This is a genomic window from Halosolutus amylolyticus, assembly GCF_023566055.1.
In the GTDB taxonomy this organism is placed as follows: domain Archaea; phylum Halobacteriota; class Halobacteria; order Halobacteriales; family Natrialbaceae; genus Halosolutus; species Halosolutus amylolyticus.
In genome coordinates this window covers 143,504-162,272 of the sequence record NZ_JALIQP010000002.1, presented here as the reverse complement: position 1 = coordinate 162,272, position 18,769 = coordinate 143,504, and the positions used below count along the sequence as shown (strand labels likewise).

Below are 18,769 nucleotides of genomic sequence, written 5' to 3'. Positions count from 1 at the left end.
TTATTCGTCTCGGTTGCGTTTGACGGGGACGACGATCGTCTGGACGATATCGCCCTCCTCGATGTCGAGGGCTTCCCGTTCCGGGCCGGGAATGCTGATCCGACCGCCGCTCTGGACGCGAGCCTTGAACGTCGCCGTTCCCATGTTCATCGGGCCGAGTGCGGACGAACCCTCGAACGGGTTCGCGGAACTCGCCTGCATCAACTTTCGCATCATCTCCTGCTGGGATTCGGCGACCTGCTCGCCTGCCTCCTGCATCTGTTCGGTGAACATCGCAGGCGGGAACCAGAGCGATCGGTCGGAGTCGTCCGTCATCACCTGTACGGAGGTCCCCGATCGTAATAAAGGTTGCCCTCAGATACCATCTGATACCATGGGATGGAGAACATGGTATCTCGTGGTTCAGAGAGTATCGGGTGATGCTCCCGTTCCAGCCACGAGATCGGGGACTGTCGAGGTGAAGACGGGGATCGGCGAGGACGAAGTTGCGTGCTGGCAGGTCCGCGAATGGGGTCACCTGCTGACGAGTCCGCGATGGGTATCGGCCAATTCCGGAACCCGGATCGCCACCCGGTCCACGATCGAACCGCAGTACGGGACCGGTCTGAAAGCCGGTGAAACCGGATTTCGGAGAGTAAGTGCGGTTTGCTTCGGCCAAAGAAGTCATAACCCCCACACGCTTATGCGCGGGTAGATGTCACACCAGAACTCTGGGGGGAGTAACTTCGCTGCCATGACGAACGCGTGGACGGCGATGACCCAGACCCTCCTGCAGAGTGCGACAGCCGCGAACCGCGCGGCGGTCTCCGCCATGCTGCCCCCCTCCGATAGCGAGAACAGTACGGACAGCGACACCGTTCCCGGATCCATTCCCTCGATCGATCACTCGAGCCTCGACTGGCAGTTCGATCGGACCGTCGACGACCCCGAACACATCAGCGTCGGCGACGCCGTGACCTTCGAGAAGAGCCTCTCCGACGAGGACGTTCGCGCCTTCGCCACCGTCAGCGGCGACACGAACCGCCTCCACCTGGACGAGGGGTTCGCCGCCGACACGCGCTTTGGCGAGCGCATCGTCCACGGGACGCTCGTCTCCGGACTGATCAGCGCGGCGCTGGCTCGACTCCCCGGCCTCACGATCTACCTCTCGCAGGACCTCGAGTTCAGCGGCCCGGTCGGCATCGGCGATCGCGTCTCCGCCCGCGTCGAGGTCGTCGAGGACCTCGGCAACGACCAGTACCGCCTCGAGACGGTCATCCGGAACGAGGACGACGACGCGACGGTGATCAACGGCGAGGCCGTCGTGTTGATCGACGAAATCCCGGACGACGAGTAATCCGCCGGTCCGCTCCTCCCACCTGATTCTCCGCCTCGCGCCCGGCCTCGATCGCCGTCGAGTCCCGGGATCGATCCGACCTCGATTTCGCGGTCCGGTTCCCGGATGGCAGACGACGCTCCTTCTCGGACATATAAGTAGTTCCTCGCGGAACGGGCCACCATGACACTGTTCGGGACAGCAGGCATCCGGGGTCCAGTCGAGGAGGTTACGCCGTCGCTCGCGCTCTCGGTCGGGCAGGCGGCGGGCGATCCCGGAACGATGTTCGTCGTCGGCCGCGACGGTCGGGAGACGGGGTCGGCGCTCGCGGCCGCGATGGAGGCCGGCCTCGAGAGCGCCGGCGCGGACGTCCGCCGCGTCGGCGTCGTCCCGACGCCCGCGCTCGCGTTCGCCTCGCGCGGACGCCGGGGCGTGATGCTCACCGCGAGCCACAACCCGCCGACGGACAACGGCATCAAACTCTTCGCCGACGGGGTCGAGTACGACAGCGACGCCGAGCGGGCGATCGACGACCGAGTCGCCGGCGAAGCCAGCGGACTCGCGCCGTGGGACGAGTGGGGCGAGTCACGCCGCCTCGAGATCCTCGATCGGTACCGCGAGGCCGTCGTCGCGTACGTGCGCGATCGGTTCGCGGGCGACGGCGAGTCCGCGACGCCGGACGATCGGCCGCTCGCGGGGCTCTCGATCGCCGTCGACTGCGGCAACGGCGTGGGGACGCTCGCGACGCCGCAGGTACTCGATCGGCTCGGTGCGGACGTGGTCGGCGTCAACGCGTCCGTCGACGGCCACTTCCCGGCCCGGCCGAGCAAACCGACCCCCGAGACGCTCGCCGAGTTCTCCGCGTTCCTCGCCGCCGGCGCGTTTGACCTCGGACTGGCCCACGACGGCGACGCCGATCGGCTCGTCGTCCTCGGACCCGACGGCGACGTGATCCACGAGGATACGGTCCTCGCCGTGGTCGCGGCCCACTACACGGCCGAGAGCGAGGCCGACAACCCCGTCGTGGTCACCACCCCGAACGCCTCTGCCCGCATCGACGAGCAGGTCCGCGAGGCGGGCGGGCGCGTCGAGCGGGTTCGACTCGGCGCGCTCCACGAGGGGATCGCGAGGGAGCGCGATCGGGGCGGGCCCGAAGCCAAGGTCGTCTTTGCCGCGGAACCCTGGAAGCACATCCACACCGCGTTCGGGGGCTGGATCGACGGCGTCGCGAGCGCCGCCACGGTCGCCGCGCTCGTTGCTGACGCCGGCGACACCGACACGCTCCGGGCGCCGATTACCGAACGGCCCTACCGGAAGGTCAGCGTCGACTGTCCCGATGCGGCCAAGGCCGACGCGATGGCCGAACTCGAAACGACCCTCCAGGACGCGTTCCCGGAGGCGACGGTCGACACCGACTACGGCATCCGCCTGGAGTTCGCCGATGCGTCCTGGCTCCTGGTCCGTCCGAGCGGAACCGAACCGTACGTCCGGCTCTACGCCGAGAGCGACGACGTCGACACCCTGATCGAAGACGCCACCGAGCACATCGAGACGGCGGTTGCAACCGTTAGCTCGGCGTGAGGGGCCGGGTTTGGTTCCCCCTCGTGAGTGTACGATCGACTCCTCCGGCGTGGCTCCCGATCGGCGCCGACGCACACGCCTCCGTCCTCGATCGGGTCGCTGGCCGGATGGCCTGGGTGCTCGATCGTACTGAATCGACACATGTCCGTTTCGATGGGTATAAAATGATGGTTTGCGCTAGTCTGCCCGATGGTACGAGATCGACGGACAATTTTGAAGGGGACAGCGATCGCAGGGCTCACCGCTATGGCGGGCTGTGTCGGTGGGTTCGGCGACGAAGGCAGTGCGGACGCCCAGGTCGGGATGGTGTACGCCACCGGTGGCCTCGGCGACGACTCGTTCAACGACATGGCCCAGCAGGGGATCCAGCAGGCCGAGGAGGATTTCGACCTCGCGTACGACAAGACGGAACCGGGGAGCGAAGGCGAGTTCCCCAGCGCTCAGCGTGACTTCGCCGAATCCGGCGAGTACGACCTGATTAGCTGTATCGGCTACGCTCAGGCGGAAGCCCTCACGGAGAACGCCGAGCAGTATCCGGATCAGAACTTCATGATCGTCGACTCGGTCGTCGAGGCAGACAACGTCCGGAGCTACGTCTTCGGCGAACCGGAGGGATCGTTCCAGGTCGGTCACCTGGCGGGTCTGCTCACCACCGAGGAGTTCTCGGCCGGCGCGGGCGAGACCAATCCCGACGCCAACGTCGTCGGCTTCGTCGGTGGGACCGAATCCACGCTGATCGAGTCGTTCCAGGCCGGCTTCGAAGCCGGCGTCGCGTACGCGAACGAGGACGCGGAGGTCGTCTCCTCGTACATCGGAAGCTTCAACGACACGGCACAGGGCCAGGAAGCCGCGCGAACGATGTACCAGGAGCAGGACGCGGACATCGTCTTCCACGCGGCCGGACGCACCGGCATCGGCGTCTTCCAGGCGGCCCAGGAGGAAGGCCGGTTCGCGATCGGCGTCGACGACGACCAGTCGCTGTCCAACCCGGACTTCGCGGACGTCATCCTCGCGAGCATGGTCAAGCGCGTCGACACCGCGGTCTACTCGGCCACGGAGTCCGTCGTCGACGACGCCTTCGAAGGTGGCCAGACGGAGACGCTGGGCCTCGAGGAGGAGGGCGTCGGCGCCACCTACGGCGACGAACTCGGCGACGAAATCCCCCAGGAAATCAAAGATCGGGTCGCGGAGTCCAGACAGGCGATCATCGACGGCGAGATCGACGTCCCGAGCGAACTGTAACCGCATGACCGAGTCGGGAACGGGAACGACTGACGGGACGGGAACGTCCGAGGGAGTGGCAGGCGACTCCGCGAACCGGGACGGGACGGGTGGCGACCTCGCCGTCCACCTCGACGGCATCACCAAACGGTTCCCCGGCGTCGTCGCCAACGACGACGTGGACCTGCGCGTCGAGCAGGGGACCGTCCACGCGTTGCTCGGCGAGAACGGCGCCGGCAAAACGACGCTGATGAACGTCCTCTACGGGCTCTACGAACCCGAAGAGGGACGCGTCGTGGTCGACGGCGAAGAACGGTCGTTCGAGACGCCGCGGGACGCGATCGACGCCGGTATCGGCATGATCCACCAGCACTTCATGCTCGTCGATCCCATGACGGTCGCCGAGAACATCGCGCTGGGGAACGAACCGACGAAGTGGTTCGGCATGGCAGTCGACAGCGATCGGATCGACGCCGAGATCCGGGACCTCTGCGATCGGTACGGGTTCGACGTCGATCCGACGGCGACGGTCGAGGAATTGAGCGTCGGCTTCCAGCAACGCGTCGAGATCCTCAAGACCCTCTACCGCGGCGCGGACGTCCTTATCCTCGACGAACCGACGGCCGTCCTCACGCCCCAGGAGGTTGAGGGGCTCTACGACGTCCTCGAGGAACTCACCGATCGGGGGAAGACGATCATCTTCATCACGCACAAGCTAGAGGAGGCGACCCACGCCGCGGACGCGATCACCGTCCTCCGGGACGGGGAGTCCGTGGGGACGGTCGACCCCACCACCACGAGTCGGACGGACCTGGCCGAGCGCATGGTCGGTCGGGAAGTGATCCTCGAGGCCGAATCCGAACCGGTCGAGACGGGCGACGTCGTCCTCTCGACGCGGGACGTAACGGTCGAGGACGCTCGCGGCGTCGAGGTCGTCTCCGGAATCGACCTCGACGTTCGTGCCGGCGAGATCGTCGGCATCGCGGGAGTCGACGGCAACGGGCAAGCCGAACTGATCGAGGCGATTACCGGCCTGCGGACGCCCGAGACGGGGACGATCCGCTACGAGGAGCAGGACGTCACGGAGTGGCCCCGCCGCCGGCGGATCGAGTCCGGGATGGCCTACGTTCCCGAGGACCGCCACGAGCGCGGCCTCGTCATGCCGTTCGACCTCGTCGAGAACGGCCTCCTCGGCAGTCAGCGATCGCCGGAGTTCGCCGACGACGGTCGCATCGACTGGGAGGACGTCCGCGACCACACCGAAGAACTCATCGAGACCTACGACGTCCGCCCACCGGACGCCGACGCCGCCGCCCACTCGTTCTCCGGGGGCAACCAGCAGAAGTTCATCGTCGGTCGCGAGTTCGAGCGCGATCCGTCGCTGGTCGTCGCGACCCACCCCACCCGGGGCGTCGACATCGGGTCGACCGAATTCATCCACGATCGACTCCTCGAACTCCGGCGCGAGGGGGTCGCAATCTTGCTCGTCTCCTCGAAACTCGACGAGGTCCGTTCGCTGTCCGATCGGCTGGCGGTCATCTACGAGGGGGAGTTCATCGACGTCACCGATCCCGACGCCGTCACCGAGGAGGACCTCGGTCTGCTCATGGCCGGCCACCGTCCCGGGGCCGATCGCGCCGACGACGGCGGCGACGGTACGACTGGCGACCTCGGGGGTGAGACCCGATGAGCGCGGCAAAAGAGCGGTTCGAACGGCTTCTCGAACGGCTCGTCCGGGCGTCGGTCCTCGAACGGGTCGTCATCAGCCTCGCGGCACTGCTGGCCGCCGTCCTCGTCGGCGGCGTGCTCGTGTTCGTCTCCGGCGGCTACGCCTCCTGCCGGGCCGGCCTCGATCTCGCCGGCAGGACGTTCTGTTACAATCCGATGCAGGTCTACTACGAACTGTTCCTCGGCGCGCTGGGCCACCCGCTCGAGGGCGGGTGGAGCCTCACTAACTACAGCCTCGCGGAGACCCTCCAGCGGACGACGCTGCTGATCTTCGCCGGGCTGTCGGTTGCGGTGGCGTTCCGCGCCGGCCTGCTCAACATCGGGACCCAGGGACAACTCGTCATCGGCGGACTCGCGACGGCCATCACGGTCGTCTACGCGGCGGCAGTCGTCCCCGGCGGCTTCGTCGGGACGGTCGCGCTCATCCCGCTGGGCGTGCTCGCCGGCGCGATCGTCGGTGGGTTGTGGGGCGCGATACCGGGCGTCCTGAAGGCCTACGCAGAAGCCAACGAGGTCATCACGACGATCATGCTCAACTTCGTCGCGGTCGGCATCACGTCGACGTTGCTCTCCTGGCAGTTTCAGGACCCGAACAGCCCCAACTCCCAGACGGCGCCGGTGCCCGAGTACGCAGAGATCCCGACCGTTCCGGTCGTCGGCTTCGACCCGCGGATGGACTTCTCGCTGCTCGCGCTCGGTTTCGCCGTCGCGCTCATCCTCGGGATCGCCTGGCTGTTCGCGCGAACCTCGTTCGGCTACGAACTGCGGACCAGCGGCATCCAGCCCGCGGCGGCCGCCTACGGCGGCGTCGACGAAAAGCGGATGACCGTCGCCAGCATGACCTTCTCCGGGGCGCTCGGGGGCATCTCCGGCGCGTTCTGGGTGCTCATGGTCCACGGCCGCTGGCTCGAGAACGTCCCCTCGATCGGCTTCGACGGCATCGCCGTCTCCGTACTGGCCGGCAACAACCCGCTCGGCGTCGGCGCGGCGGCGTTCCTGTTCGGCGTTCTCGATAGCGGCTCGAACTCGATCGGGACCGCGACGGACGTCCCGCCGGAGCTCGTGGGCATCCTTTCCGGCCTGATCATCCTCTTCGTCGCGATGCCGGAGTTCTTCAGGATGCTCGGCCGACGCTACACCGACGTCGGCTCGCGGGAACCGGTGCGGGCGGACGGCGGCACCGACGACGGAGGTGAGACCGATGCGTAAGCGACTCCGCACCGCTCGCGAGCAGCTGGCCGAGCGCCCGCTCGAGGCGACGATCGGTGGGCTCATCCTCCTCCTCGCGTTCCTGTGGGTCACGCCCGCGAGCTGGCAGGCGGCGACGCTCCGGCTGGCCGTCCCGATCGCGCTCGCCGCGATCGGCGGCATCTTCGCCGAGAAGAGCGGCGTCATCAACATCGGGATCGAGGGCCTGCTCATCGTGTCGGCGTTCAGTTCGATCATCGCCGTCCACTGGCTCGGCGACGGCGCCGCGACGATGGGGCTCTCGAACCAGTGGTGGGGCCTGCTGGTCGGCGTCCTCGTCAGCGTCCTGCTGGCGCTGGTCTTCGCGATCGTCTGTATCGACTTCGAGGCCGACCAGATCATCGCGGGGCTCGCGGTCTGGCTCATCTCGCTCGGGCTCGCGCCGTTCGCCTCGCGGATCGTCTTCGGCAGTCCGAACACCGCGAACGTCACGCGCTTTGGCGCCGTGACGGTTCCGGTGCTGTCGGAGATCCCCCTGATCGGCCACCTGCTGTTCGACACGCCGCCGCAGGTGTACCTCATGCTCGTCGGCGCGGTCGCCGGCTGGTACCTGCTCTCCCGGACGGCGTTCGGACGGTGGGTCGTCGCCAGCGGCGAGAATCCGAAGGCGCTGGACACGGCCGGCGTCGACGTCCGCAAGGTCCGGTACGCCGCGGTGCTCCTTTCCGGCGTCTTCGCCGGCCTCGGCGGTGCCGGGTTCGCACTGGGCCACCTCGGAACGTTCGCCGGCGGCGGCGACACGGCGATCGGCGGCCGCGGGTTCATCGCGATCGCGACCTATCTGCTCGCGAACTACCACCCGATCGGCGCGTTGCTCGGCTCGTTCCTCTTTGCCGGGCTCAACTCGATGCAAACCGGGCTCCAGACGGCGGGCTACGCCATTCCGACGGAACTCATCCGGACGATCCCGCACATGACGGTCATCGTCGTCCTCGTGTTCGTCGGTCGCACCCGTCTCCCGGAGGCCGCTGGCGAACACTACGAGTCCGGCGAGGACTGATACCGGATCGGCGGGTATCGTAGCAACTGAAACGATTTACATACTGATCGCAAAGCTGTCCTGCGATCAGGTGTGCATTGACTTTCAGTTGCTACTATAGGAGCGCTTCGCGCGATCCATCCGAATCCAGGTCGCGGTTCCGTATACCGACGGTGAATCGCCTCGGGGTCGAGCCCCGGGGCGTTCTCCTTGCAATTCCGTAAAGTACCGCCCCGTCGTGACTGCAGGTATGAACCTCGATTCGGTCCGCGTGCTCGATCTGACGCGGCTCCTGCCCGGCCCGTACGCCACCCAGTTGCTCGCGGACCTCGGTGCGGACGTGCTCAAGGTCGAAGATCCCGATCGCGGCGATTACGCGCGGTACCTGCCGCCGATTACCGACGACGGCACCGGGGCCGTCTTCGAGGCGGTCAACCGCGGGAAACGAAGCGTCGCGCTCGACCTGAAAGCCGACGACGGACGCGACGCGTTCCTGGAACTCGTCGAGGACGCGGACGTCCTGATCGAGAGCTTCCGTCCCGGCGTGGTCGATCGGCTCGGGATCGACCACGAGACGGTGCGCGAACGCAATCCCGACCTGGTCTACTGCTCGCTCTCCGGCTACGGTCAGGAGGGACCGTACCGCGATCACGCCGGTCACGACCTCGGCTACGTCGGCCTGGCCGGGCTGCTCGATGTGACCCGAACGGATCGCGACGAACGGCCCCGGATCCCGGGCTACCCGATCGCGGACATGGCCGGCGGACTGTCCGCCGCGTTCGTGATCGTCTCGGCCCTGCTCTCGCGGGAACTCGGCGGCACGGGCGGTACCTACCTCGACTGTTCGCTCTCGGACGCGGTGCTGTCGTTCTCCCAGGCGGTGGCCACGCCCGCCCTGTACGGCGACGACCCGCGTCCGGGCGACGACTTCCTCACCGGCGGTCATCCGTGGTACAACGTCTACGAAACCGCCGACGGCCGGTACGTCACGCTCTCGGCGCTCGAACCCAAGTTCTGGCGGGTGTTCTGCGACGCCGTCGATCGCCCCGACCTCGCGTCCGTCCATGGGACCGACGACGAGGCCGAGCAGGCGGCCCTCCGGGCCGAACTCGAGGACGTGTTCGCCGACCGGACCCGCGACGAGTGGGTCGCGTTCGTGGACCCGGACGTCCCCGTCGCACCCGTGTTGACGCCGGCGGAAGCGCTCGAGCACCCCCAGTTCGCGGACCGCGGACTGGTCAGGCGGGGTGACGACCCGGCGATCCTCTCGCCGATCAGGGGTGCGTCGCCCGCCCCGTCGGAGACGCCGGGCCACGGCGAGCACACCCGGGACGTCCTGGCATCGATCGGCTACGACGAGGCGGCGATCGAGTCACTGCTGGACGGCGACTGATTCCGAGAGCGGCCGATCGATCGCGATCGGGTCGGTACTTTCTTCCTCGAACCCGAGATACCTCTTCCCATGAGCGCAGCCGAACTCGTCGCCGCCGCCCGGGAGATCCAGTCGCAGTCGCACGTCCCCTACTCCGAGTACCGCGTCGGGGCCGCCCTCGAGACCGCCGACGGCGAGGTGTTCGTCGGCTGCAACCTGGAGAACGCGAACTACAGCAACAGCCTCCACGCCGAGGAGGTCGCGATCGCGGAGGCGGTCAAGAACGGCCACCGCGACTTTTCACGAATCGCGGTCAGTTCGAACCGCCGGGACGGCGTCACCCCCTGCGGGATGTGCCGCCAGACCCTCGCAGAGTTCTGCGACGACGACCTCGTCGTGATCTGCGACGAAGGGGACGACGAACCGGCGTCCGAGTACGCGCTCGGCGATCTGCTGCCGAACACGATTACGGAGGAGACGCTCGAGTAGCGCCGTTGGCCCGTGGTCCCGCTCAGTCGTCGGCCAGTTGCGTTTCGAGCCGATCGCGCAGGATCGTCCGGTGACACCGCTTCTTGTCCGTGTTCTCGAAACAGACGAGCGCGATCGACTCGCCGCTCTCTAGCCGATCGCACAGCGACTCGAACGCCGTCCGGGCGTCGGGGGACTCGTCTATGTGCTCGCGGTACCGATCGTCGAAGTCGACCCGATCCCATGCGGCGTTGTGCGCGCCTTCCTCGCAGAGCCCCTGCATCTTGAACTCCTCCTCGACGTCGTTGATCTCGTCGAGCAACGCGGCCGGCGGCCCGAGTTCGGGCACGTTCTCGTCGACGGCCGCGTGGAACCACCCGGTCGGGCTCCGGACGACGCCGACGAGCGTCGCGTCCGGCGCCACGTCGGCCCGATCGTGCTGGATCGCGGCGACGTAGGTGTCCGAGAGCGTCGCGTCTGCCATACGCGGGCTACGCCCGCCCCGCATTTATATACAGTGGCGGTGCGAAACGCCGCTATTCCATGCCAGGGGACAGCGAAGATCCCAACGCTGACGTACAGTATCACCTGGAGGTCGGCCCCGAAGACGTCGCCGACACCGTACTCCTGCCGGGCAACCCCGAACGCCTCGAGAAGATCGTCGCGGGCTGGGACGACCACGACGTCGTCGCCCACCACCGCGAGTACCGGACCGCGACGGGGACCGCCGAGGGGACGCCGATCTCCGTCACCTCGACCGGGATCGGGAGTCCCTCCGCCGCGATCGCCGTCGAGGAACTCGCCCGCGTCGGCTCGGATACGTTCATCCGGGTCGGCTCCTGCGGCGCGATCCAGGCCGAGATGGACGTCGGCGACCTCGTGATCACGACCGGTGCCGTCCGCCAGGAGGGGACCAGCGACGAGTACGTCCGCGAGGATTACCCCGCCGCCGCGGACCACGAGGTCGTCTCGGCGCTCGTCGCCGCCGCCGAACGGCTCGGCTACGACTACCACACCGGCGTGACGATGAGCGCCGACTCCTTCTACGCCGGGCAGGGCCGGCCCGGCTTCGACGGCTTCGAGGCCGCGGGGGCGGACGACCTCGTCGACCAGCTCGCCGAAGCCAACGTCAAGAACATCGAGATGGAAGCCAGCGCCATCCTCACGCTCGCGAACATTTACGGCCTCCGGGCCGGTGCGGTCTGTACCGTCTACGCCAACCGCGAAACGGGCGAGTTCCGGACCGAGGGCGAGTCACGCGCGGCCGAGACGGCCACCCTCGCGACCCACCTGCTGGCGAAGATGGACGCGGTCAAGCGCGAGGCCGGCGTCGATCGCTGGCACGCGGGTCTCTCGATCGACGGATAGTATCGTCGAGCCGGCCGTTTCGGGCGCCGACGGTCGCCTTACTCCCTGACACGGACGATCCCGTTTTCGAACACCTTCCGGTTGGGAACGATGTACTCCTCCGAGTCGTTCTCGATCTTCGTCACGAACAGATCGACCTCCTGGACGATGCCCGACTGGTCGCCGATCTCGATCTCGTCGCCGATGCTGTACGGCTGGTTGAGCAACAGGTAGATTCCCGCCGCACTCGAGACGAGGAAGTCCTTGAACGCGAAGGTACCGACGATCACGATCCCGGCCGCGTAGACCGTCAGCAAAATCATCAGCGCGATCACGTGGACGCCGATCTGGCCCAGCGCGATGATGAACGCCACGTAGAGCACCGAGTACTTGACGATCTTCGGGATCACCGACACCTCCGGGAGTTTGACCCCGCGGAGGTACTCGCTGACCACCAGTTCGGACTTGTCCGCGATGATGAAGCCGAGAATGAGCACGAGGACGGCGATAAACACCTGCGGGATGAACTCCGTCACGCGGAGCCAGAAGGCGTTCGTATCGAGCAACTGCGCGATGTGGATCGCGGTCAGGACGGCGATCCCGTAGATGAACCACGAACTCAGTCGGGCGACGATCTCGACCGTCGAGGTCCCGATCGACTGGGCGGTCCGCTCGAACGGCGTCCCTTCGACCGCCTCGGGAACGCCGGAGGCGGTGAGCAACTCCTTGTTCAGTCGGCCGACGAGATAGCCGATCACCAGTCCGAGCGCCAGCACCGCCGCCGCTATGACGGCCGGTTCGTCGATCAGCGTCTGCCAGTCCACCATATCAGTACGCCTCCGGATCGACCTCCAGGATGAGTTCTCCCGCTTTGAACGCCCGCACCAGGCCGTCGCTCTCCGAGAGCACGATCGCGATCGCGTTCGTATCGCGCGTGATGGCTCCCCCGGCCATGTGCCGTGCACCCAGCCCCTTCGGGATGTCCACGCCCTCCGCCGACGGTTCGAGGTAGCGGTACGCCGAGACGATCTTGCCCGCGTCCGAGATCACGAACGCGCCGTCGAGTCGCGAGAACTCCTTTAACATCACGTTCACGATCGGATCGCCGACGTGAACGTGGGACTTCTCGAAGGGGTTGTACGACAGCGGCCGGGACTTGTTCATCACCTTGCCCGCGTCACCGACGACGAACAGCGCGCCGACGGGCTTGCCCTTCTGGCCCTTCTTCCCGAGTTCGATCGCCAGCTCCAGCACCGCCTTGATGACGTCCGGATCCGCGCGTGATTTCGCGAAGAGGTCGTAGACTCCGGTGTGCTGGTCCGCGCTCGCTCGCACGCGAGAGACGGTGTCGATCTCGTTGCCGAAGACGCCCGTCGCACACGCGAGCACGTCGCCGTCCTCGATCAGGTCCTGTTCGAACGCCCCTTCGATCCCGAACCGAATCCGTTCGGACATCTCGTCGAACGCGAGCGGGAGTTCGACGAACGTCTCGGCCCCCACGGGGTTTTCCGTCCCGACGACGATCAGGTCGAGATCGTCGACGTCCGAGAACCGCTCGTAGTACGACCCACTCGGCGAGAAGAGGACGACCGCGTCCACGCTCGAAAAGATGTCCCCGAACACGTCGTCTAATCCGGCCATTGCTCATAACACCCAGTCGCGCGCGAATAAACGTTGTGAAGCGTCAGACGTGTGTCCGTCGCCCGAGCGATCGGACCAGGGGACATCCGATCCGAGCGGTTCGCCCGCGATCGGGTCGACCGATCGGGTGCGTTGGGCCGCGATCGATCGGGTTTCGACCGCGATCGACTCGCATGGCGTAATCGGGTGACGCGATCGAGAACGAATGCGCGGGACCGGATTCGAACCGGAGCAAGACAGTCCTGCTCGGTCACTTCGTTCCCTGCGCGGGCTGTGACTTGCAGGGTTCGAATCCTAGTCGCGATGCTTCTCCTCGCGTAGTTGCTCGGAGAAGCATGCGCGGGACCGGATTCGAACCGGCGGACTCCTACGAGACAGCGTCCTAAGCGCTGCGCCGTTGGCCTGGCTTGGCTACCCGCGCTCACGTCCCGCTTTTTTCGAATCGAGTAAGAAGCTGTCGATCCGTCCTACTCGTGTTTGACCGGTTCCTCCGGTGACCAGTCTGGGGGCACGATGAACGTCACGTGCTCGGGATCGCGAAGCTGGTGGAGTTCGGCCGCCTGTTCGGCCAGCGATCGGTCCCGGTACGGCATCTCGAGACCACAGCCGGTACAGACGAGTTTACACGTTGGTTCTTTCATGGCGAAACGCGAGCCGCGGACCGGGATCGAACGACAGGCGTCGTGGCGACCTTGGATCTTCTCCGGCTTTAGTAGTCGTCTCCTAGTGAAATCGGCGGTGAACGGCCGTTTCCCTGAGTCGTTCGTAGCTGAACGTTGCCCCGCGTAGCTCCGTATTGGGCTCCGTTTCACCGACTCTCAACGGCCCGGTCCGATGATCTCCCGACCGGACCGTGGGTTTATCCCGGATGACGCGATAGGTCGTCGTATGCACAGCGCCCGGGATCGCATCGAGTACGAACCGTGGCTCGATGAACTCGAGACCGTCGCCGATCGCCTCGACCTCGCGGACGAGGCGCGGTCGTGTGCGATCGATCTCTTTCTCTCGGACGTGCCCGAGACCGATCGGTCGAAACGGGCCGTTCTCGCGGCCAGTCTCTACGCCGGCTCGCTCGTCGCCGGGGACGGACGGACACAGGGGACCGTCGCCGACGCCGCCGACGTCTCGCGACTCTCGATCCAGTCGCGCTGGAAGGACCTCCTCGAGTCGGCCGGGCTCGAGCCACCGCGCTGGTAGCGACCGTTTCACCGGTCAGCCGATCGCTTATCCACGTAAGTGTACGATACGCTGACGAAACGGTAGCAGTCGATCGCGGAATCGGCCGATGGGAAACGAGAAGCGCCCGTTCGAGCACGGTGACGGGCCGCGATCGGCGAGGCCGAAAATTGCGGGGGTAACTCAGGCGTCGTCCGAAAGCACGTTCCCGTGTTCGTCGATCTCGCCCTTGACGATCCGGGTACTCGAAATGATGTCCCCGTCGTCGGCGCGGACGTGTGGCACGACGACGACCTCGAGCGGGTCGTGCCCGCGCTCGCGACGGATCTCGTTGATTCGCTCGCCGCCGTCGCGGGTCTCCGGCGAAACGACGAGGTAGTCGAACTGCGGCTCGGTCGCGATCCCGGTCGGTTCCTCCAGGGTCCGAATCTCGAACTCGCGATCGTACTCCGCCGCGAAGGACTCGAGTTCCGCTTCGAGTCGCCGCTCTCGTTCGTCGTACGGCCTGACCCGCCGTTCGACGTGCCGTGTCCTGGGTGCGAGCTCGTCGCTGGTCAGCCCGACGGTCACGTCTCCGAGTTCGAACGCCCGTTCGAACAGCCGTCGATGGCCGTCGTGAACGGGGTCGAACGTCCCACCAAGCGCGACGTCCATATCCCATCCCAGTTGGGCGGAGCGTATAAAACGGTCGAATCCCCGACTCCCGGTCGGCCGGTTCGCCGTCGGCATCTTTCGGCCGGAGAGTACGACAGGTGTCGAAACTCCCCTTCGCATTGTTTTTAGTCCTGCCCCGCACTGTCCCCGGTATGGGACTAGACGAGGACGCACTCGAATACCATCGGACGGATCCACCCGGAAAGATCGAGATTTCGACCACGAAATCGACGAACACCCAGCGGGACCTCTCGCTCGCCTACTCGCCCGGCGTCGCGGCCCCGTGTATGGAGATCGACGCGGACCCGACGGACGCCTACACCTACACCGCGAAGGGGAACCTCGTGGGCGTCGTCTCGAACGGTTCGGCCGTGCTGGGACTGGGCGACATCGGCGCGCAGGCCTCCAAACCCGTCATGGAGGGGAAAGGCGTCCTGTTCAAGCGCTTCGCCGACATCGACGTCTTCGACATCGAACTCGACGAGGCCGACCCGGACAAGATCGTCGAGGCGGTGAAGATGATGGAGCCGACCTTCGGCGGGATCAACCTGGAGGACATCAAGGCCCCCGAGTGTTTCACCGTCGAGGAACGGCTCCGCGAGGAGATCGACGTCCCCGTCTTCCACGACGACCAGCACGGGACCGCCATCATCTCCGGTGCCGCCCTGCTCAACGCCGCCGACATCGCCGGAAAGGACCTCGAAGACCTCGAGATCGTCTTCTCGGGCGCCGGCGCGAGCGCGATCGCGACGGCCCGCTTCTACGTCTCGCTCGGCTGCAAGAAGGAGAACATCACCATGTGTGACTCCTCGGGGATCATCACCCAGCGGCGCGCGGAGCGAGGCGAGGTCAACGAGTACAAACAGCAGTTCGCCCGCGACGTGCGGGAGGGCGACCTCGCGGACGCGATGGAGGGAGCGGACGTCTTCGTCGGCCTCTCGATCGGCGGTATCGTCAGCCAGGAGATGATCCAGTCGATGGCCTCGGATCCGATCGTCTTTGCGATGGCCAACCCCGATCCGGAGATCGGGTACGAGGAGGCCAAGGCGGCCCGCGACGACGACGTTATCATGGCGACCGGCCGCTCCGACTACCCGAACCAGGTCAACAACGTCCTCGGGTTCCCCTTCATTTTCCGCGGCGCACTGGACGTCCGCGCGACCGAGATCAACGAGGAGATGAAAGTCGCCTGCGCCCGGGCCCTCGCCGACCTCGCCCGCGAGGACGTGCCGGACGCGGTCGTCAAGGCCTACGGCGACGAACCGCTCCAGTTCGGGCCCGACTACATCATTCCAAAGCCCGTCGACCCGCGCGTGCTCTTCCGCGTCGCGCCGTCGATCGCCGAGGCCGCGATGGAGTCCGGTGCCGCCCGCACCGAGATCGATCTCGACGAGTACGAGGAGGAACTCGAGGCGCGGCTGGGCAAGTCCCGCGAGATGATGCGGGTCGTCCTCAACAAGGCCAAGAGCGACCCCAAGACGGTCGCGCTCGCGGAGGGCGAGAACGAGAAGATGATCCGGGCGGCCTACCAGATCCAGGAGCAGGGGATCGCGCTCCCGATCCTCATCGGCGACGAGAGCGAGATCCGCCAGACGTCGGCGAACCTCGGACTCGACTTCGAACCGCAGGTTGCCGACCCGTCCGTGGGTGACTACGAAGCGTACGCCGAACGGCTCCACGAACTCCGCCAGCGCAAGGGGATCACCCGGTCCGAAGCGGGCGAACTCATCGAGCACGACACGAACTACTTCGGCAGCGTGATGGTCGAACAGGGCGACGCCGACGCGCTCCTGACCGGCCTCTCCCATCACTATCCCTCGGCGCTCCGGCCGCCCCTGCAGGTGGTCGGCACCGACGAGGACGTCGACTACGCGGCGGGCGTCTACATGCTCACGTTCAAGAACCGCGTGATCTTCGTGGCCGACGCGACGGTCAACCAGGATCCCGACGAGGACGTCCTCGCGGAAGTGACCAGACAGACCGGGAAACTGGCCCGTCGGTTCAACATCGAACCCCGCGCCGCACTGCTGTCGTACTCGAACTTCGGGAGCGTGAACAACGAGGGAACCCGCAAACCGCGCCGGGCCGCGAAGATGCTCCAGAACGACCCCGAGGTCGACTTCCCGGTCGACGGGGAGATGCAGGCCGACACGGCGGTCGTCGAGGACATCCTCGAGGGCACGTACGGCTTCTCGGAACTCGAAGAACCCGCGAACGTGCTCGTCTTCCCGAACCTCGAGTCGGGCAACATCGGCTACAAACTGCTCCAGCGTCTCGGCGGCGCGGACGCGATCGGTCCCATGCTCGTCGGCATGGACAAACCGGTCCACGTCCTCCAGCGCGGCGACGAGGTCAAGGACATCGTGAACCTGGCCGGCGTCGCCGTGGTGGACGCCCAGCAGGAGTGACCGACTGACGTCGAGGGATCCCTCGCGTGTCGCCCTGCTGGTCGCAGACACCTGGCGGCTCGAACGAGGCCGACACTGCCCCCGTTCGCCAGCCCGGGACGAACCCAGCAGAATCGTGATTTATTTTGCTGGCCAGCGTTCTTGACACACAGGAGAGCCCCACATGCACCCGACGAACCAGTCTCAAGCGCCCGGGACCGATCGAAGGCGTTCCGTCATGCCGTCCCGACGGCACCTCCTTCGACTGACCGGCGCGACTGCAGTCGCGGGCCTCGCTGGCTGTAGCAACGATCCGGGGGTCCTGGACGACAGCAGTACCTGGACCGACGAGACCTGCGGCGCTGGTGCTGAGCCCGCCGATTCCGTCTCCGAGTACGCGACACACCCCGACGACGACGTGTCACTGTTCCGTCGCGGACTGCGTCGACTCGGCTACTACCCCGACGAGGTCGTTCCGTCGTCCGTCAGCGTCAACTGGACGTTCCCGATCAACTACGTCGGCCACACCGCGGCCAAGTCGAGTCCCGTCCCGTCGCCCGACGGGGAGACGATCGTGTTCGCGGGCGATTCCGGGTGGGTCCACGCCTACACGCCGACTGGCGAACTCCGCTGGTCGACGCGGACGGGCGCGACGGACCTCGGCTTTCACGGCTCACCGGCGATCGTCGACGACACGGTCTACATCGGCGGCTACGACGGCGACCTCTACGCGCTCGACCTCGAGACCGGCGACCTCGTCTGGCGGACGCGATCGGCCGATCTCGAGGGGACGCTCGCGGTCGGGTCGAGTCCGGCCTACTACGACGGGACGCTCTACGTCATCGCCGAGTACGGGTCGCCCTCGTCCGGGGCCCTCTGGGCGATCGATCCCGAAACGGGTGAGCCGACCTGGAGCGACGATCGGCTGTGGGGCCAGCCCCATCCGTCGCCGACGATCGATCTCGAGGCGGGGCGGATCCTCGCCGGGTCGAACGACGGCGTCGTTTACTGCTGGGAGTTCCCGTCCCTCGAGTTCGCATGGGAGTTCCAGGCCGAGGCGGATGGCGAGGAACGGGAAGGCGGCGCGTTCTACGCGGGCGCCGAGATCAAAGGGACGGTCGCGGCCCACGACGGCTACGGCTACGTCGGCTCCTGGGACGAGAACGTCTACTGCCTCGATCTCGAGGACGGGTCACCCGAGTGGGTCTTCGAGACGGACGGGGCGATCATGTCGAACCCGGGGGTCGACGTCGAGGAAGACGTCGTCTACATGGGTAGCGACGACGAGTACGTCTACGCGATCGATGCCGCGTCCGGCGACGAATTGTGGTCGACGAACGTCGGCGGTCGCGTCATCGGTGCCCTCTCCGTTACCGCGGGGACGGTACTCGCCGGATCGTACGACGGGCACCTCTACGCCCTCGACAAGGAGACGGGGGCGCGTTGCTGGCGCGTCGAGAACCGGGGTCGCGTCACCAGTGCACCGGTTCCCGTCGACGGTCGGATTTACTACGCCGAGCGGGCCGTCTTCTCGAACTACTACGACGACGATCGGGAGACGATCATGGAGGAACCGGGCCACGCGTACTGCCTGGTCGGTGACGAGTAACCGGCGTGCAACAGTCGCGACCGCCGTTTTCGCGGCCACCAAG

Annotated in this window: 18 protein-coding genes and 1 tRNA gene; 12 read left to right on the top strand and 7 right to left on the bottom strand. The window is 66.6% G+C overall.

Annotated elements, in window-relative coordinates:
• A complete protein-coding gene (locus MUN73_RS07190; RefSeq protein ID WP_250139776.1) occupies positions 1–315 on the bottom strand; it encodes an AbrB/MazE/SpoVT family DNA-binding domain-containing protein in 315 nt (104 codons plus the stop codon).
• Between the two features lie 379 nt (positions 316–694).
• On the opposite strand from MUN73_RS07190, the gene MUN73_RS07185 reads away from it, so the two are divergent.
• The 8 genes from MUN73_RS07185 to cdd all read left to right on the top strand — a co-directional run bounded on the left by MUN73_RS07185 (position 695) and on the right by cdd (position 9,933).
• The gene (locus MUN73_RS07185; RefSeq protein WP_250139775.1) at positions 695–1,336 is read left to right on the top strand and encodes a MaoC family dehydratase; all 642 of its coding nucleotides are present in this window, start codon (positions 695–697) and stop codon (positions 1,334–1,336) included.
• Between the two features lie 162 nt (positions 1,337–1,498).
• A complete protein-coding gene (locus tag MUN73_RS07180) occupies positions 1,499–2,896 on the top strand; it encodes a phosphohexomutase domain-containing protein (protein WP_250139774.1) in 1,398 nt (465 codons plus the stop codon).
• Positions 2,897–3,085: 189 nt separating this feature from the next.
• Entirely contained in the window at positions 3,086–4,138 is a 1,053-nt protein-coding gene (locus MUN73_RS07175; protein ID WP_250139773.1) for a BMP family lipoprotein, read from the top strand.
• 4 nt (positions 4,139–4,142) lie between these two features.
• Positions 4,143–5,807, top strand: a complete 1,665-nt coding sequence (locus tag MUN73_RS07170; RefSeq protein WP_250139772.1) for an ABC transporter ATP-binding protein — start codon at positions 4,143–4,145, stop codon at positions 5,805–5,807.
• Positions 5,804–7,054, top strand: a complete 1,251-nt coding sequence (locus tag MUN73_RS07165; protein ID WP_250139771.1) for an ABC transporter permease — start codon at positions 5,804–5,806, stop codon at positions 7,052–7,054. Before MUN73_RS07170 ends, MUN73_RS07165 begins: the two co-directional genes overlap by 4 nt.
• A complete protein-coding gene (locus MUN73_RS07160) occupies positions 7,047–8,093 on the top strand; it encodes an ABC transporter permease (RefSeq protein ID WP_250139770.1) in 1,047 nt (348 codons plus the stop codon). The genes MUN73_RS07165 and MUN73_RS07160 overlap by 8 nt, the downstream gene beginning before the upstream one ends.
• A gap of 229 nt (positions 8,094–8,322) precedes the next feature.
• Positions 8,323–9,465 (top strand): CaiB/BaiF CoA transferase family protein, encoded by a 1,143-nt coding sequence (locus MUN73_RS07155; protein ID WP_250139769.1) that lies wholly within the window; start codon positions 8,323–8,325, stop codon positions 9,463–9,465.
• Positions 9,466–9,534: 69 nt separating this feature from the next.
• Complete coding sequence (gene cdd / locus MUN73_RS07150) at positions 9,535–9,933, top strand: cytidine deaminase (RefSeq protein ID WP_250139768.1); 399 nt, start codon at positions 9,535–9,537, stop codon at positions 9,931–9,933.
• 22 nt (positions 9,934–9,955) lie between these two features.
• Here cdd and MUN73_RS07145 read toward each other — a convergent pair whose 3' ends face one another.
• Positions 9,956–10,396: a DUF488 family protein, N3 subclade gene (locus MUN73_RS07145; protein WP_250139767.1), complete on the bottom strand. Its 441-nt coding sequence runs from the start codon at positions 10,394–10,396 to the stop codon at positions 9,956–9,958.
• Between the two features lie 59 nt (positions 10,397–10,455).
• On the opposite strand from MUN73_RS07145, the gene MUN73_RS07140 reads away from it, so the two are divergent.
• Positions 10,456–11,280 (top strand): nucleoside phosphorylase, encoded by an 825-nt coding sequence (locus MUN73_RS07140; protein WP_250139766.1) that lies wholly within the window; start codon positions 10,456–10,458, stop codon positions 11,278–11,280.
• A 38-nt stretch (positions 11,281–11,318) separates the two neighbouring features.
• Here the strand turns inward: MUN73_RS07140 and MUN73_RS07135 are convergent, their stop codons facing one another.
• The 4 genes from MUN73_RS07135 to MUN73_RS07120 all read right to left on the bottom strand — a co-directional run bounded on the left by MUN73_RS07135 (position 11,319) and on the right by MUN73_RS07120 (position 13,541).
• On the bottom strand, positions 11,319–12,086 hold the full coding sequence (locus MUN73_RS07135; RefSeq protein WP_250139765.1) for a mechanosensitive ion channel family protein: 768 nt from the start codon (positions 12,084–12,086) through the stop codon (positions 11,319–11,321).
• A 1-nt stretch (position 12,087) separates the two neighbouring features.
• Positions 12,088–12,900 (bottom strand): diadenylate cyclase DacZ, encoded by an 813-nt coding sequence (dacZ, locus tag MUN73_RS07130; RefSeq protein WP_250139764.1) that lies wholly within the window; start codon positions 12,898–12,900, stop codon positions 12,088–12,090.
• A gap of 336 nt (positions 12,901–13,236) precedes the next feature.
• Positions 13,237–13,321 (bottom strand) — tRNA-Leu (locus MUN73_RS07125).
• Positions 13,322–13,367: 46 nt separating this feature from the next.
• On the bottom strand, positions 13,368–13,541 hold the full coding sequence (locus MUN73_RS07120) for a hypothetical protein (protein WP_165874869.1): 174 nt from the start codon (positions 13,539–13,541) through the stop codon (positions 13,368–13,370).
• A 247-nt stretch (positions 13,542–13,788) separates the two neighbouring features.
• Here MUN73_RS07120 and MUN73_RS07115 point away from each other — a divergent pair, with 247 nt between their 5' ends.
• Positions 13,789–14,097: a transcription initiation factor IIB family protein gene (locus MUN73_RS07115; RefSeq protein ID WP_250139763.1), complete on the top strand. Its 309-nt coding sequence runs from the start codon at positions 13,789–13,791 to the stop codon at positions 14,095–14,097.
• Between the two features lie 162 nt (positions 14,098–14,259).
• Here the strand turns inward: MUN73_RS07115 and MUN73_RS07110 are convergent, their stop codons facing one another.
• The gene (locus tag MUN73_RS07110; RefSeq protein WP_250139762.1) at positions 14,260–14,730 is read right to left on the bottom strand and encodes a phosphopantetheine adenylyltransferase; all 471 of its coding nucleotides are present in this window, start codon (positions 14,728–14,730) and stop codon (positions 14,260–14,262) included.
• Between the two features lie 152 nt (positions 14,731–14,882).
• On the opposite strand from MUN73_RS07110, the gene MUN73_RS07105 reads away from it, so the two are divergent.
• Complete coding sequence (locus MUN73_RS07105) at positions 14,883–17,138, top strand: NADP-dependent malic enzyme (protein ID WP_250139761.1); 2,256 nt, start codon at positions 14,883–14,885, stop codon at positions 17,136–17,138.
• Between the two features lie 217 nt (positions 17,139–17,355).
• The gene (locus MUN73_RS07100; protein WP_250139760.1) at positions 17,356–18,726 is read left to right on the top strand and encodes an outer membrane protein assembly factor BamB family protein; all 1,371 of its coding nucleotides are present in this window, start codon (positions 17,356–17,358) and stop codon (positions 18,724–18,726) included.
• Positions 18,727–18,769 lie beyond the last annotated feature (43 nt).

What these genes read in the sequence shown, in the direction of transcription:
- MUN73_RS07190 (WP_250139776.1), bottom strand. Translation starts at nt 315, where the DNA reads ATGACGGACGACTCCGACCGATCGCTCTGGTTCCCGCCTGCGATGTTC.
- MUN73_RS07185 (WP_250139775.1), top strand. Translation starts at nt 695, where the DNA reads ATGTCACACCAGAACTCTGGGGGGAGTAACTTCGCTGCCATGACGAAC.
- MUN73_RS07180 (WP_250139774.1), top strand. Translation starts at nt 1,499, where the DNA reads ATGACACTGTTCGGGACAGCAGGCATCCGGGGTCCAGTCGAGGAGGTT.
- MUN73_RS07175 (WP_250139773.1), top strand. Translation starts at nt 3,086, where the DNA reads ATGGTACGAGATCGACGGACAATTTTGAAGGGGACAGCGATCGCAGGG.
- MUN73_RS07170 (WP_250139772.1), top strand. Translation starts at nt 4,143, where the DNA reads ATGACCGAGTCGGGAACGGGAACGACTGACGGGACGGGAACGTCCGAG.
- MUN73_RS07165 (WP_250139771.1), top strand. Translation starts at nt 5,804, where the DNA reads ATGAGCGCGGCAAAAGAGCGGTTCGAACGGCTTCTCGAACGGCTCGTC.
- MUN73_RS07160 (WP_250139770.1), top strand. Translation starts at nt 7,047, where the DNA reads ATGCGTAAGCGACTCCGCACCGCTCGCGAGCAGCTGGCCGAGCGCCCG.
- MUN73_RS07155 (WP_250139769.1), top strand. Translation starts at nt 8,323, where the DNA reads ATGAACCTCGATTCGGTCCGCGTGCTCGATCTGACGCGGCTCCTGCCC.
- cdd (WP_250139768.1), top strand. Translation starts at nt 9,535, where the DNA reads ATGAGCGCAGCCGAACTCGTCGCCGCCGCCCGGGAGATCCAGTCGCAG.
- MUN73_RS07145 (WP_250139767.1), bottom strand. Translation starts at nt 10,396, where the DNA reads ATGGCAGACGCGACGCTCTCGGACACCTACGTCGCCGCGATCCAGCAC.
- MUN73_RS07140 (WP_250139766.1), top strand. Translation starts at nt 10,456, where the DNA reads ATGCCAGGGGACAGCGAAGATCCCAACGCTGACGTACAGTATCACCTG.
- MUN73_RS07135 (WP_250139765.1), bottom strand. Translation starts at nt 12,086, where the DNA reads ATGGTGGACTGGCAGACGCTGATCGACGAACCGGCCGTCATAGCGGCG.
- dacZ (WP_250139764.1), bottom strand. Translation starts at nt 12,900, where the DNA reads ATGGCCGGATTAGACGACGTGTTCGGGGACATCTTTTCGAGCGTGGAC.
- MUN73_RS07120 (WP_165874869.1), bottom strand. Translation starts at nt 13,541, where the DNA reads ATGAAAGAACCAACGTGTAAACTCGTCTGTACCGGCTGTGGTCTCGAG.
- MUN73_RS07115 (WP_250139763.1), top strand. Translation starts at nt 13,789, where the DNA reads ATGCACAGCGCCCGGGATCGCATCGAGTACGAACCGTGGCTCGATGAA.
- MUN73_RS07110 (WP_250139762.1), bottom strand. Translation starts at nt 14,730, where the DNA reads ATGGACGTCGCGCTTGGTGGGACGTTCGACCCCGTTCACGACGGCCAT.
- MUN73_RS07105 (WP_250139761.1), top strand. Translation starts at nt 14,883, where the DNA reads ATGGGACTAGACGAGGACGCACTCGAATACCATCGGACGGATCCACCC.
- MUN73_RS07100 (WP_250139760.1), top strand. Translation starts at nt 17,356, where the DNA reads ATGCCGTCCCGACGGCACCTCCTTCGACTGACCGGCGCGACTGCAGTC.